Origin of the sequence: Pseudomonas sp. KB_15, assembly GCF_052114525.1 — a bacterium.
Classification (GTDB): Bacteria; Pseudomonadota; Gammaproteobacteria; order Pseudomonadales; family Pseudomonadaceae; genus Aquipseudomonas.
Window position 1 is genome coordinate 14,880 of the sequence record NZ_JBFREX010000015.1, and the last position, 13,572, is coordinate 28,451.

11 protein-coding genes are annotated in these 13,572 nt (G+C 62.1%); 4 read left to right on the forward strand and 7 right to left on the reverse strand.

What is annotated here, in order from left to right:
• Window positions 1–49 precede the first annotated feature (49 nt).
• On the forward strand, window positions 50–1,129 hold the full coding sequence (locus AB4Z35_RS14850; protein WP_442097804.1) for an endonuclease/exonuclease/phosphatase family protein: 1,080 nt from the start codon (window positions 50–52) through the stop codon (window positions 1,127–1,129).
• A 144-nt stretch (window positions 1,130–1,273) separates the two neighbouring features.
• Here the strand turns inward: AB4Z35_RS14850 and AB4Z35_RS14855 are convergent, their stop codons facing one another.
• The 5 genes from AB4Z35_RS14855 to AB4Z35_RS14875 form a co-directional block, all read right to left on the reverse strand.
• The gene (locus AB4Z35_RS14855) at window positions 1,274–2,107 is read right to left on the reverse strand and encodes an ABC transporter ATP-binding protein (RefSeq protein WP_442097806.1); all 834 of its coding nucleotides are present in this window, start codon (window positions 2,105–2,107) and stop codon (window positions 1,274–1,276) included.
• Entirely contained in the window at window positions 2,095–2,898 is an 804-nt protein-coding gene (locus AB4Z35_RS14860) for an ABC transporter permease (RefSeq protein WP_442097808.1), read from the reverse strand. The genes AB4Z35_RS14855 and AB4Z35_RS14860 overlap by 13 nt, the downstream gene beginning before the upstream one ends.
• Window positions 2,899–2,907: 9 nt before the next feature.
• Window positions 2,908–3,894, reverse strand: coding sequence for an ABC transporter substrate-binding protein (locus AB4Z35_RS14865; protein ID WP_442097809.1), 987 nt, complete (start codon window positions 3,892–3,894; stop codon window positions 2,908–2,910).
• A 378-nt stretch (window positions 3,895–4,272) separates the two neighbouring features.
• Entirely contained in the window at window positions 4,273–5,643 is a 1,371-nt protein-coding gene (locus AB4Z35_RS14870) for an aspartate aminotransferase family protein (RefSeq protein WP_442097811.1), read from the reverse strand.
• Between the two features lie 21 nt (window positions 5,644–5,664).
• On the reverse strand, window positions 5,665–7,155 hold the full coding sequence (locus AB4Z35_RS14875; RefSeq protein ID WP_442097812.1) for an aldehyde dehydrogenase: 1,491 nt from the start codon (window positions 7,153–7,155) through the stop codon (window positions 5,665–5,667).
• A 226-nt stretch (window positions 7,156–7,381) separates the two neighbouring features.
• Between AB4Z35_RS14875 and AB4Z35_RS14880 the strand changes: the two genes are divergently transcribed.
• Window positions 7,382–8,311: a LysR family transcriptional regulator gene (locus AB4Z35_RS14880; RefSeq protein WP_442097813.1), complete on the forward strand. Its 930-nt coding sequence runs from the start codon at window positions 7,382–7,384 to the stop codon at window positions 8,309–8,311.
• A 104-nt stretch (window positions 8,312–8,415) separates the two neighbouring features.
• Here AB4Z35_RS14880 and hrpB read toward each other — a convergent pair whose 3' ends face one another.
• Window positions 8,416–10,932: an ATP-dependent helicase HrpB gene (hrpB, locus tag AB4Z35_RS14885; RefSeq protein WP_442097814.1), complete on the reverse strand. Its 2,517-nt coding sequence runs from the start codon at window positions 10,930–10,932 to the stop codon at window positions 8,416–8,418.
• Window positions 10,933–11,032: 100 nt separating this feature from the next.
• On the opposite strand from hrpB, the gene AB4Z35_RS14890 reads away from it, so the two are divergent.
• Both AB4Z35_RS14890 and AB4Z35_RS14895 read left to right on the forward strand, forming a co-directional pair.
• Window positions 11,033–11,452: a polyribonucleotide nucleotidyltransferase gene (locus AB4Z35_RS14890; RefSeq protein WP_442097815.1), complete on the forward strand. Its 420-nt coding sequence runs from the start codon at window positions 11,033–11,035 to the stop codon at window positions 11,450–11,452.
• A 40-nt stretch (window positions 11,453–11,492) separates the two neighbouring features.
• Window positions 11,493–12,389 carry a cation diffusion facilitator family transporter gene (locus AB4Z35_RS14895; protein WP_442097816.1) on the forward strand — a complete coding sequence of 299 codons (897 nt, stop codon included), beginning with the start codon at window positions 11,493–11,495 and terminating at the stop codon, window positions 12,387–12,389.
• On the opposite strand, the gene AB4Z35_RS14900 is transcribed toward AB4Z35_RS14895, so the two are convergent.
• Window positions 12,383–13,432, reverse strand: coding sequence for a DUF6515 family protein (locus tag AB4Z35_RS14900; protein ID WP_442097818.1), 1,050 nt, complete (start codon window positions 13,430–13,432; stop codon window positions 12,383–12,385). The genes AB4Z35_RS14895 and AB4Z35_RS14900 overlap by 7 nt on opposite strands.
• Between the last annotated feature and the right edge of the window lie 140 nt (window positions 13,433–13,572).

Genomic DNA, 13,572 nt, shown 5'->3' on the forward strand with positions numbered 1-13,572 from the left:
GCTCTCGGGTATGCTCGGGAACAATTTTGTAACGCCAATAAGCCGAGCCATGACCCGTCTACTGCGCTACACCCTGCTGGGCCTGCTGATCGTGACCGGTCTGATCGCCGTGATGATCTACAGCCTGACCTGGCGCCCCGACACCAAAGAAGTTTTGCCGGTCAGTTGCAGTGCCCAGGCACCCACCCTGGTCCCCGGGCAGGCGCTGAAGGTGATGACCTGGAACGTCCAGTACCTGGCCGGCAAGCGTTACGTGTTCTGGAATGACCTGGCCGCCGGCACCGACGAACGCCCCACAGCGGAAGACATGGCCTTCAGCCTTGACGAAGTGGCGCGGGTGATTCGCGACGAACAACCGGACATCGTGCTGTTGCAGGAGCTGGACGACGGCGCCAAGGCCAGCGATTACCAGCACCAGTTCAAACTGCTGCAGGAACGGCTCGCCGACTTGTATCCGTGTGGCACCAGCGCCTTCGACTGGAAGGCCGACTTCGTGCCGGACCCGCACATTTTCGGCAGCGTCGGTCGGCAACTGGCAACCCTGAGCCGTTACCAGATCGAACATGCCGAACGTCTGCAACTGCCCGTCGCCTCGGGCAATCCGGTCAGCCGCCAGTTCAAACCCAGAGACGCCTTGCTGGTGAGCTACTTGCCGTTGAGTGATGGCGGGCAGCTGGCGGTGCTCAATACCCATCTGGACCGCGCCACCCAAGTCGACAATACCTTGCAAAACCAGATGAACGCCGTAGCCAGGGCCCTCGATAAATTCGAAAGCCGTGGCACGCCGTGGCTGATCGGCGGGAATTTCAACCTGTTGCCGCTGGGCCAGTATCGACGCCTGCCCGATGCGCAACGCACACCCTACTCCGCCGACAGTGCGTTGCATGTGCTGTGGGACAAGTACCCGATGATCCCGACCAACAACGAAGCCAGTGGCATCGACCGTGAACGCTGGCTGACGCATTACCCGAACGATCCCGGGCTGAACGGCCCCGACCGGACCGTCGACTACCTGTTCTACAGTCCGCGGATCAAACGGGTCGAAGCCATGGTAAGGCAAGACGATACATTGCGTATCTCCGATCACTTACCGGTGCTTGCCCGGTTCCTGTTGCCGGCTGCGCCGTAGCGCCTCACTCAAGTCAGATGCAAATCCTGTGGGAGCGGGCTAGCTCGCGATGGCGTCGTGTCAGTCGACATCATTGTTGAATGACAAATCGCTATCGCGAGCAAGCTCGCTCCCACAGGGATGGTGCATCGGCTCGAATCAGGTTTAATGCACCTCTTCCAGATCATCATGCAGCAGCCCGAAGATCTCGCGCTTCATCTCGATGAACGRGCGCTCCATGACCATGTCCAGGTTGCGTGGACGCTCGATCGGCACATCGAGGATCTGCTTGATCCGCCCAGGCCTGGCGCCCATGACATAGACCCGGTCGCCGAGCAAAATCGCCTCGTCGATGTCGTGGGTCACGAACAACACGGTCTTCTTGCTGTTGCCCCACACCCGCAGCAACAACTGCTGCATTTGCAGGCGCGTCTGGCTGTCGAGGGCACCGAAGGGTTCGTCCATCAGCAGGATCTGCGGGTCATTGGCCAGCGCGCGGGCAATGGCGACACGCTGCATCATCCCGCCGGATAACTGCTTGGCGTAGTTGTCGGCAAAGCCGCTCAGGCCCACTTCATTGACGTAGTAGTCGACGATATCCTTGCGTTGCGCCGCCGGCATGCCGCGACGCTTGAGGCCGAACTCGACGTTCTGCCGCACGGTCAGCCACGGGAACAGCGTGTAGCTCTGGAACACCATGCCGCGATCCGCACCGGGGCCTTCCACCTGTTGGCCGCCGACGTAAATCTCGCCCGAGGTCGGTTCGGCCAGGCCGGCGGTGAGGTACAGCAGGCTCRACTTGCCGCAGCCCGAAGGCCCCACCAGCACAGCGAATTGCTGGTCCGGCACCTCGAACGACACCTCCTGTAACGCGGTAAAGGTTCCGCCATCGGGCTTCTTGTAACTCAGGCTGACCTTGTCCACTTGCAGCCGAGGTGCGTTCACCGGGGCAGTCTGAGGAGCGACAAAACGATGAGTGGCGGCAGTTACTGAGCCCATGCGGTGATCCTCAGACGTAGGAAACGGAACAGTTGATCGGTGACCAGACCCAGCAGGCCGATGATCGCGATGGCGAGGAAAATCACATCCACCTGGAAGCCACGCATGGCCTTGAGGCTCAGGTAACCCAGGCCACTGGAAGCGGCGACCAGTTCAGCCACCACCAGGTAAGTCCAGGCCCAGCCCATGGTGACGCGCAGGGTATCGAGCACGCCGGGTAGCGAAGCTGGAGCGATCACGTGCAGCACCGCATCACGACGATTCGAACCGAGGGTATAGGAGGCATTGATCAGGTCCTTGGAAATGCCTTTGGACACGTCCGCGATCATCACCAGTTGCTGGAAAAACACGCCGAAGATGATCACCGAAACCCGCTGCTCCAGGCCGATACCGATCCACAGGATGAACAGCGGTACGAACGAGGTCACCGGCAAATAGCGGATGAAGTTGACCATCGGTTCCAGGAACGCCTGGACGATGCGGAAGCTGCCCATCAACAGTCCCAGCGGCACGGCCACCAGGGACGACACGATGAAACCGACCATCACCACTTCGACGCTGGCCCACACATGCTGGCCGAGGGTGCCGTCGCGACCGAGGCGTACGGCGGCCTCGACCACCGCGCCCGGTGTGGGCAGGAACATGCCCGGCACCACGCCACCGTAGGACAAGCCGGCCCACAGGCCGACCAGCAGCACCCAGGCCAGACCGCTCGCGCTCCAGATCACCGAGACCGGCAGGCCGGTCTTGGGCGTGACGCAGCGGCTCAGCCATGAATTGCGCTTGAACATGCAAACCTCCTAGAGGGGGGTGACGAAACGGTTGTCGATCAGGTCGTCATTGCTGACGTTGTAGGGCTTGCCTTGCAGCTCACTGGCGGTCTCGTTGGCCAGCTTGATCAGCGGCGCGCTGTCACCCGGTTTGCCCGGCGCGCCCAGGAGTTGTTCACTCATGGCCTGATCGTAGAAACGCACGCCTTGGGYGGCCGCTTCGAGTTCCTTCGGATCGGCCAGGTAACMGCCGACACCCTTGGCCATGATTTTGTAGGCTTCCTGCGGATGATCCTTGGTGTACTGCACGGCTTTGTACAAACCGGCCACCAGTGCCTTGACGTCTTCCGGCTGTTTTTCGATGACGGTGCAGTTCAATGCCACCACGTCGACGATCACACCCGGCGTGCTGCTGCTGTCGACCAGTACCTTGCCCTGTTTCTTGTCGCGCACCATCGACAGGTGCGGCTCCCAGGTCACGGCAGCGGGTACACGACCGGCGATGAACGCGGTGGCGGCATCGTCGGCCGTCATGTTCTGCACGGTGATGTCGCTCATTTTCATGCCGTTCTTTTTCAGCAGATACGACAACCAGAACTGCGAGGTCGAACCTTCGTTCACCGCCACGGCCTGGCCCTTGAGCTCTTGCAGGCTCTTGACGTCCTTGCCCACCAGCACGCCGTCGCCACCATGGCTGTCGTCCAGCGCGGCCACGGCCTTGAAGCAGAATTGCGGACGGTACTTGAGCACCTCGTCGATGGTCGACGCCGAGCCGGACAACTCACCGGATGCTTGTGCGGCCATGTACATCGCCGCTTCTTCGACCACCGGCAACTCGACGGTCAAACCGTTTTCCTTGAAGTAGCCAAGGTCCTGGGCCAGGTACAGGGTGCCGTAGCCGACCCAGGTGGTATGACCGATGGACAGGGTGCCGGCCTGGGCGCTGGTGGCGACCGTCGCGGCAATGGCGGTGACCGCCAGTGGATGGGCAACGCGCGTAAGCAAGGACTTGATCATGGAGCACTCCCAAAGCTGTTGATTTAGTTTTGTCATGGGCAGTACGGCGAGCCCTGAATCGGCTGCTACCTGTGGTCTCTGAGGGACCCTTCGGCGGGCAGCATTCGGCGGGCTGGCGAGATCGATGTTGGCCCAAGGGCGGGATTAGGAAAATGAGGAAATATGTGGATGCGAACGATGAAAAAACTCGTTAGCGCGCACCGCGAACGGGCGTTGTGGGCGGGGATGCACGGGGTGGGTGCAAGACATGGGAAATGTGTTGTTTGAGCAATAGCTATCGCGAGCAAGCTCGCTCCCACAGGGGGTTTGTGTCAGACACAAAGCCAATGTGGGAGCGAGCTTGCTCGCGATTAAGGTCCGCAGGACCTTCAGGTGAGATCAGAGCCGGCCGTATTCCTGCGCCGTTCGATCCACCGCTTTCAAGGTCTTGCCGACCAGCTCATCAATCTCTTCACGACTGGCAATCAACGCCGGCGCCATGATCATCCGGCCCAATGTCGAACGAATGATCACCCCTTCCTCGAAGCCAATCGTGCGGCAACGCCAGGCGATGTCGTTCTCGTTGGCAAAACGCTTGCGGCTGTTTTTGTCTTCCGCCAGTTGCAGTGCCGCAACCATGCCCGTGCCCTGGATGTCACCCACCAGCGGGTGCTTGCCGAACACTTCGCGCAGGCACTGTTGCAGGTACGGGCCGATGTCATCCTTGACCCGCGTCACCACGCCTTCATCGCGCAGCGCCTTGAGGTTGGCAATCGCCACCGCCGCCGCCACCGGGTGCCCGGAATAGGTCAGGCCGTGGGCAAATACACCGCCCTGCTCCACCAGCACCGAGGCCATTTTTTTCGACAGGATCAAGCCGCCCATGGGGATGTAACCCGAGGTCAGGCCCTTGGCGATGGACAGGGTGTCCGGCTCGAAACCGAAGTACTCATGGGCGAACCATTCGCCAGTACGACCGAAGCCGCCGATCACTTCATCGGCGCACAGCAGCACGTCGTATTTGCGGCAGATGCGCTGGATTTCCGGCCAGTAGCTTTCTGGCGGGAAGATCATGCCGCCAGCGCCCTGGAACGGTTCGGCGATGAAGCCTGCGACCTTGTCCGCACCCAGTTCGAGAATCTTCGCTTCCAGTTGCTGTGCCGCACGCAGACCGAATTCGGCTGGCGTCAGGTTGCCCTCGTGAGCGAAGAAGTACGGCTCGTCGATGTGCTCGATGTGCGGAATCATGCCGCCCATTTCGTGCATGAACTTCATGCCGCCCAGTGCCGTCGCGGCCAGGGTCGAACCGTGGTAACCGTTCCAGCGGCCGATCATGATTTTCTTCTCGGGCTTGCCGAGCACCTGCCAGTAACGACGCACCGTGCGGATCAACACCTCGTTGGCTTCGGAGCCGGAGTTGGTGTAGATCGCGTGGCTGTAGTGCCCCGGCAGCAGGCTGAACAGCAGCTCGGACAGCTCGATCACCTGCGGGTGGGTGGTGTGGAAAAACATGTTGTAGTACGGCAGCTGTTCCAGTTGCCGGCTCGCCGCGGCCGCCAGGTCCTTGCGCCCGTAACCGAGGTTGGTGCACCACAGCCCGGACATGCCGTCGAGGTAACGCCGGCCATCGTTGTCCCACAAGTGCAGGCGTTCGCCACGGACCATCACCCGTGGCCCTTCGTCGTTGAGGGCTTTCTGATCGACGAACGCATGGATGTGGTGCGCAGCGTCGGCGGCCTGGTAGTCGCGGGTTTCACGTGGTGTGGTCATCGCCAGTTCTCCGTTTTGTTATCAGCGCAATTGAAACCAGGTGGTCTTCAACTGGGTGTATTTATCGAATGAATGCAGGGACAGGTCGCGGCCGAAACCGGACTGCTTGCCGCCGCCAAACGGTACGGTCACGTCCAGCGCATCGACGCTGTTGACCGACACCGTACCCGCCCGCAATTGTCGCGCCACGCGGTGGGCGCGGTTGAGGTCGTCGGTCCACAGCGAAGCCGCCAGCCCGTAGACGCTGTCGTTGGCCAAGTGCAAGGCGTGGGCCTCGTCGTCGAACGCCGTGACGGCCAGCACCGGGCCGAACACTTCATCGCGAAACAGCGGCATGTCCGGCGTCACGCCGGTAAAAATCGTCGGCTGGATGAAGTTGTCGGAGCCGTTGAAGATCGACTGCCGACCGCCACAGATCTTGGTCGCGCCTTGCTGCTCGGCCTGCTGGATGAACTTCATGATGTGCGCGGTCTGACGGCTGTCGACGATGGCACCGGCAGCGCTCGACGGGTCCAGCGGATCGCCCGGCAACCAGCGTTCCGCCTGGGCCTTGAGGCGTTCGACGAACGCGTCATGAATCGAGCGCTGTACCAGCAACCGCGAGTTGGCCGAGCAGACTTCGCCCTGATTGAAAAAGATGCCGAACGCGGCTTTTTCGGCCGCCAGATCCAGGTCCTGACAATCGGCGAACACCAGGTTGGCGCTCTTGCCGCCGCACTCCAGCCACACCTGTTTCAGGTTCGATTGTGCCGAGTACTGCATGAAATATTTGCCGACTTCGGTGGAGCCGGTGAACACCAGGCAATCGACGTCCGGGTGCAGACCGAGGGCCTTGCCGGTTTGCTCACCCAGGCCCGGCAGCACGTTCAACACACCCGCAGGCACACCGGCTTCAAGCGCCAGCTCCGCCAGACGCAAGGCCGAAAACGGTGACTGCTCGGCCGGCTTGAGAATCACCGAGTTACCGGCGGCCAGGGCCGGGGCGAGTTTCCACGCGGCCATGTCCAGCGGAAAATTCCACGGCACCACGGCAGCCACCACACCAAGGGCTTCGCGGGTGATGGTCGCCAGCACGTTCTGCGCACTCGGTGCGACCTGATCGTAGAGTTTGTCGAGGCTCTCGGCGTACCAGCGGAACACCCCGGCGGCACCCGGCACATCGATGTTGTAGGCGTCCGTGACGGGCTTGCCCATGTTCAGCGAATCGAGCAGCGCCAGTTCTTCACGGTTTTCAAGGATCAATTCGGCCAGGCGCAACAGCACTTGTTTACGTTCGGTCGGCGAACGTGCCGACCAGGTGCCGGCTTCAAACACTTGCCGCGCATTGCGCACCGCCGCGTTCACATCATCCTCGCCACAGGCCGCGACATTGGCCAGGCATTGCCCGGTGGCTGGATTGATTGCGGCGAAAGTCTGCCCCGATTGCGCCGCTCGGCGCTGGCCATCGATCACGGCTCGGTCGGGAAACTGCAGGGAAGCGGCTTTGCGTTGCCAATACTCAAGCTCGAACACGTTCGGATGCTCCAGAGGACATTCTTGTGTATTGGATAGTCGCTCAGGCCCGAGCGGTGTAAAACCAGTAAAAATGTGTTCGCAGGCCAAGAAAAAACTACGTAGCCAATCTCCCTTCTGGCGCAGCATGTGGTTATTGTTCAACCACAACAAATCGCTACCCGAGCGGATAGGGGTGGCGCGCAAATTGCCTGGATGCCTGATTCGTTCTCCCCCGAGGTTTGCTGTGGCTGCCTACAATCTGCGTCAACTGAAATACTTCATCACCACCGTCGAGTGCGGCAGCGTCGCCGAGGCCTCGCGCAAGCTGTACATCGCCCAGCCTTCGATCTCTACGGCCATCAAAGGGCTGGAAGACAGCTTCGGTGTGCAACTGCTGATTCGCCATCACGCTCAGGGCGTATCGTTGACCCCCAGCGGTGCACGCTTTTACCGCAAGGCCCAGGAGCTGCTGCGCATGGCCAAGGAGTTCGAGCAGAACGCCCTGGCCGACAACGACGTGGTCTCCGGGCAGATTGATATCGGCTGTTTCGAAACCGTCGCGCCGCTGTACCTGCCGCAATTGATCGCCGGGTTTTCGGCGTTGTATCCGGGAGTGGAAATCCGCATCCGCGACGGCGAGCAGCAAGAGCTGGTGCAAGGCCTGACCTCCGGTGCGTTCGACCTGGCGATCCTCTATGAACATGACCTCGACGGCACCATCGAAACCGAACCGCTGATGCCGGCGCAACGACCATACGCGCTGCTGCCGGCGGATCACCGCTTTGCCCAACAGGCCCAGGTGTCGTTGCGGGACTTGTACCTGGAGCCGATGATTCTTTTGGACGTGCAGCCGAGCCGGACCTACTTCGTCAGCCTGTTCGATGAGCTGGGCCTGACCCCACGCATTGCCTTCAGCTCGCCRTCGATCGAGATGGTGCGCGGSATGGTYGGCCAGGGCTTTGGGTTTTCGATCCTGGTGACCAAACCGCATTCGGAGTGCACCTACGACGGGCAGAAAGTGGTGTGCGTGGACATTGCCGAAGACGTCACCGGTTCCGGTCTGGTGGCGGCATGGCTCAAGCGCGGGCAACTGACCAAACCGGCGCAGTTGTTTGCCGACTATTGCCGTGAACAACTCACTGCGAAATCCGAACAATCACACCACCCTCTGTAGGAGCTGCCGCAGGCTGCGATCTTTTGATTTTGATTTTTTCAAGAGCAAAAGATCGTCCGAACGCGGCCCGAGCCTGCGGCAGCTCCTACGTAATCGCGATGCGATTATTTACGCGGCTTGATCCGCGCGGTGGCTTCGGCCACCAGCGGATCATCCGGCCAATAATGTTTCGGGTAGCGCCCCTTCAAATCCTTCTTCACCTCGGCGTAGGTACTGCGCCAGAAGTTCGCCAGATCCTGAGTCACCTGCACCGGCCGCCGCGCCGGGGACAACAGATGCAGCTTGACCACTTGCCGCCCTCCGGCGATGCGCGGGGTTTCGGCCAGGCCGAACAACTCCTGCAGACGCACCGCCAGAATCGGCGGCTGTTCGCTGTAGTCCAGGCGAATCGACGAGCCCGACGGCACGCTCAAATGATGCGGCGCCAGCTCGTCGAGTCGCTGCGGCAACGGCCACGGGAGCAGGTTGTGGACGATGCTCGACAGGTCCAGATTGGCGAAGTGACTGAGCCGCGAAACCTTGCCCAGATACGGCATCAGCCAATGCTCCAGATGCTTGAGCAACGCTGCATCACTCACATCCGGCCACTCGCTCTCGCCTTTGCCGGCGAGGTCCAGTTGCCGCAACAGCGCGACCCGCGCCTGCCACTGACGCAGTTCCGGGGTCCACGGCAACAGCTCCAGGCCTTTGCGCCGCACCAGGTTCACCAGTGCCTGGCTGCGGGTGGTTTCGTCGAGGCCCGTCAGTGGCTCACGACTGAGGATCAGTTCACCGACCTTGCGCTGACGCTCGGCCCGCAGCACGCCTTCGCGCTCGTCCCAATCCAGTTGATCGACGCAACGCACCTGCTCGGCCAGCACGGAGTCGAACAGCGCCGGATCGAAATCCGTCGCCAGATAAATCCGCTCCTCACGCTGCCCCTGACGACTACCCAGATCGGCAATCACCAGCCACGGTTGCTTCATCAGGCTGTCGGCCTCGGCGAACAGTGCGGCACGTCCGTTGGCCAAGCGATATTCCGCACCACCGGCCCGCCGCTGCTGGGCGACGCGGTCGGGATAAGCCAGCGCCAGCAATGCACCGAGCCAACGCGGGTGATCCGGATCGCTGACYGGATCCAAGGCCTTGCCGCGCAGATAACCACGATATTGCCGCGCCAGTTGCCGTGCGCGCTGCACGCCACCCTGAGCACCGCGTGCGGCGCGCTCTTCGCCAGACAGCAGCACCAGTCGGCTGTGCAGGTCTGCTCCGGCGCCACGCAGGATATCGCGCTCACCGAGCAGTGCGGCGACGTCGCAGGCCATGTCCGCCAGCCCCAGCGCCTGACCGCGCAACAGCAAATGCGCGATGCGCGGATGCGCCGGCAGTTCGGCCATGGCCTGACCGTGACGGGTCAGCGCTTCGCCCTCCAGTGCGCCCAAGCGTTCGAGCAAGTCCTGGGCCTGCGCATATGCGGCGGCGGGCGGCACGTCGAGCCACACCAGTTGCCCCGGCGTCACACCCCAGCGCCCCAACTGCAAGGCCAGTCCGGCAAGATCCGCCGAGAGAATTTCCGCGCTGCCGTAGGCCGCCAGTTGCTCGTGCTGATCCTGTGACCACAAGCGATAACACACGCCCGGTTCCAGGCGCCCGGCCCGGCCGGCGCGCTGGGTGGCGCTGGCCTTGGAAATGCGCTGGGTATCGAGGCGGGTCATGCCGCTGCCGGGGTCGAAACGCGGCACCCGCGCCAGCCCGGCATCGATTACGACGCGCACTCCATTGATGGTCAGGCTGGTTTCGGCGATGTTGGTGGCCAGCACCACTTTGCGCTTGCCCGCCGGTGCCGGATCGATTGCCGCCCGTTGTGCGGCGAGGTCCAGTTCACCGTGCAACGGACACAGCAGGACCTGTGGGTTATCGCCCAGCGCATCCGCCAGTTGCTGATGCACGCGGCGGATTTCTGCCTGCCCCGGCAGGAACACCAGCACGCTGCCGGTCTCGTCGTTCAAGGCTTCGAGGATGGTCTGCAGCAGACGCGGTTCGATGAATTCACCGGCCTGGAACGGCCGGCCCCAGCGCATCGCCACCGGGAACATGCGCCCTTCGCTGCGCAGGATCGGCGCGTCGTCCAGCAGCCCGGACAAGCGTTCGCCTTCAAGTGTGGCGGACATCAAGAGGATTTTCAGTGGCTGATCGTCCCGGAACAGCTCGCGGCCATTAAGGCTCAGGGCCAAGGCCAGGTCAGCGTCCAGGCTGCGCTCGTGAAACTCGTCGAAAATCAGCAGGCCCACGCCTTCCAGCGCCGGATCATCCTGCAGGCGTCGGGTGAGGATGCCTTCGGTGACCACTTCGATACGGGTGTTCGGGCCGACCTTGCTATCGAGCCGAATGCGATAACCCACGGTCTCGCCGACCTTCTCCCCCAGCTCACTGGCCAGCCGTTCCGCCGCTGCGCGCGCGGCCAACCGCCGTGGTTCGAGCATCAGGATGGTTTGCCCGGCCAGCCACGGTTCGTTGAGCAAGGCCAATGGTACGCGGGTGGTTTTACCGGCGCCGGGCGGCGCTTCGAGCACGGCTTCATGGCGTGTAGCGAGGGCTTCACGCAGGGCGGGTAAAACTTCATCGATCGGCAAAGAAATCATGCTGGCTCCAAAACAGAGGGCCGAGTATAACGGCGAACTGTTTGGCGTAGTCTGGGCTCTAACCAGTAACGTTCTTGGCGTTCTACTCAGGAGATTTCATATGCGTGTTCCCTTTCGCCTGATTGGCGGTGTTCTGGTCGCAACCTTGCTGACTCAAGTGACCGCCTGCGGTTCGATCTTCTACCCGGATCGCCGTGGCCAGATCGAAGGCAAGATCGACCCGGCCATCGCCGCGCTCGACGCCGTGGGCCTGCTGTTCTACATCATCCCCGGCCTGATCGCGTTTGCCGTGGACTTCGCCACCGGCGCGATTTACTTCGAGCCGGGCAAGACCGCCCAGGTCGACCCGCAAAAACTCAAGGACGCCATCGGTCCCGACGGCAAGGTCGATAACCGCAAGTTGCAGACTATTCTGGAAAGCGAACTGGGTCGTAGCTTCCCGCTGGACGATCCACGTCTGATCCAGAGCAAGGGCAGCGCCCAGCAACTCGCGATGTTCGGCCTGCAACCGGCCGCGTAATCCCTGCGCAAGAAAGGACTCTCAAGAAACGATGGCCACTATGACCTCCAGCTCCGAACACGCCCGCCTGCTGCGGCTGGCGACCCGTGCCTCGGTGGCGGTGGCGTGCACCTTGATCGTAGCCAAAGCCATCGCCTGGTGGCTGAGCGGCTCGGTGAGCATGCTCGCCGGGCTCACCGACTCGGCACTCGACGGTGTCACATCATTGCTCAACCTGCTGGCGGTGCATTACGCCCTGCGCCCCGCCGACGATGATCATCGCTACGGGCACGGCAAGGCCGAGTCATTGGCGGGCATGGCCCAGGCGCTGTTCATTGGCGGCAGTGCGGTACTGATTGCATTGCAGGCCTACGATCGACTGAAACATCCCGAACCGGTCGGCGCGCCGTGGATCAGTATCGGCGTGATTGTGTTCTCGCTCGCCCTGACCCTGGCCTTGCTGATGTTGCAACATCGGGTGGTCAAGGCAACCGGCTCCAACGCCGTGCGTGCCGACTCGCTGCATTACCGTTCAGACATGTTGCTCAACGGCAGCATTCTGCTGGCGCTGGTACTGGCCGGGTTTGGCTGGGATCAGGTCGACGCCTGGTTTGGTTTGGGCATCGCCGCTTATATCTTTTGGAGCGCGGTGCAGATCGCCCGGGAGAGTTTTGCGGTGTTGATGGATGAAGAACTGCCGCCGGATGTCAGCCAGCACATGCTGGAACTGGCATGCAGCGTGCCCGGTGTGTTGGGTGCCCATGACTTGCGTACGCGGATCTCCGGCAACCAGTGGTTTGTGCAGTTGCATCTGGAGTTGCCGGGGGAACTGACGCTGTCAGTCGCCCACGGCATCAGCGATCAGGCTGCTGCGGCCATTCACAGCGCCTACCCGCGCGCCGAAGTGCTGGTGCACGCCGACCCGCGGGAAGTGGTGAAAGCCGCCCGGGCTCAGTAATTCACCTGATAACCGCGACTGCTCAGGCAGTTGCCCTGAGCCTGTCGGTAGGCTTGCACCACCGACGGGTCTGGCTGGTAGGTGGCGGTTCGTGGATCGAAACCACTCTGCTGCACCGCGTCTTGATAACACTCGTAGCCATCCTGGCTGACTTGCTCCGGCGACTGCCCGCTGGCCGGATACGCCTCCACGTCATAACCATTGCCGGCGGCCGGCGGTTGCGACTGCGGTTGGCCAACCGGCGGCTCGACCACGACGTAGTCCTGAGTGCTCTCCTGGTAGGCGTAATACGAACCGGCCGCCAGGAACAGCAACACCCCGCCGATCCACACCTGCTGGGCGTAATCGGGCAGGTATCTGACGCGAATCCCGCGCGGTGGCTCTACCACCTCATATCGCGGGCCCAGCGGGCGATACCAGTAGCCACCGGAATAGTAGTAATCCATGCCACGGTAAGGCACGCGGAAGTTGCGCTCGGGGAAGCGGTCGATCACCTGGCCGGGGCGATACCTGGGGCCTGGCCCCCAACCGTTACCATAGCCACTCGAGCGCCCCTGCCAGTGATTGTCATAGGAGGGTGCGTTTGTGTAGCCACTCCAGTGCTGGTTGTAATTGTTGCGACGCGGCTGGTCCTGGTAGTAACCGCGCTGCGGCTGCTGGGTCTGGCGCACGGTGTCGGGGCGGGGCTGGATCGGCATGTCAGTGGCCGGCAACTGCGGCGGTGGCGGCGGCGAGCGAACCCGGCTGTTGAAATCCGGCGCTGGACGGTTCTGCCACTGTCCGTTGTTCTGATGTTGATTCTGGCCGTTGTGCTCGTCATGGCGGTTGTCGTTGTTCTGCGCACGGGGCTGATTCTGCTGCTGGCTGTTTTGCGGCGGCGGCTGGTTGTTGCCGCCATGGCCCTGATTGTTGCCCTGACGACCATCCTGGCCATGTTGTTCGCCATCATGACCACGGTTTTGCTGTTCATCGGCCAGCGTTTGCGCAGCGACGCTGGCACACAGCAAACCGACACCGGCTAAACGCCAGATGCGCGACTTCATGCTTTTCCTCACGGAGGGTTAGTGCCTGTACGTAAGACTGGAAAACCTCAGGCCGGTTCTGCATCAGGTTATCAGTCGCGCAACTTATTTATTGAGAGCCGGCAACAAATTTCAGGCAAGAAAAAGGGGAGACCCGTCGG

What these genes read in the sequence shown, in the direction of transcription:
- AB4Z35_RS14850 (WP_442097804.1), top strand. Translation starts at nt 50, where the DNA reads ATGACCCGTCTACTGCGCTACACCCTGCTGGGCCTGCTGATCGTGACC.
- AB4Z35_RS14860 (WP_442097808.1), bottom strand. Translation starts at nt 2,898, where the DNA reads ATGTTCAAGCGCAATTCATGGCTGAGCCGCTGCGTCACGCCCAAGACC.
- AB4Z35_RS14870 (WP_442097811.1), bottom strand. Translation starts at nt 5,643, where the DNA reads ATGACCACACCACGTGAAACCCGCGACTACCAGGCCGCCGACGCTGCG.
- AB4Z35_RS14890 (WP_442097815.1), top strand. Translation starts at nt 11,033, where the DNA reads ATGCGTGTTCCCTTTCGCCTGATTGGCGGTGTTCTGGTCGCAACCTTG.
- AB4Z35_RS14895 (WP_442097816.1), top strand. Translation starts at nt 11,493, where the DNA reads ATGACCTCCAGCTCCGAACACGCCCGCCTGCTGCGGCTGGCGACCCGT.
- AB4Z35_RS14900 (WP_442097818.1), bottom strand. Translation starts at nt 13,432, where the DNA reads ATGAAGTCGCGCATCTGGCGTTTAGCCGGTGTCGGTTTGCTGTGTGCC.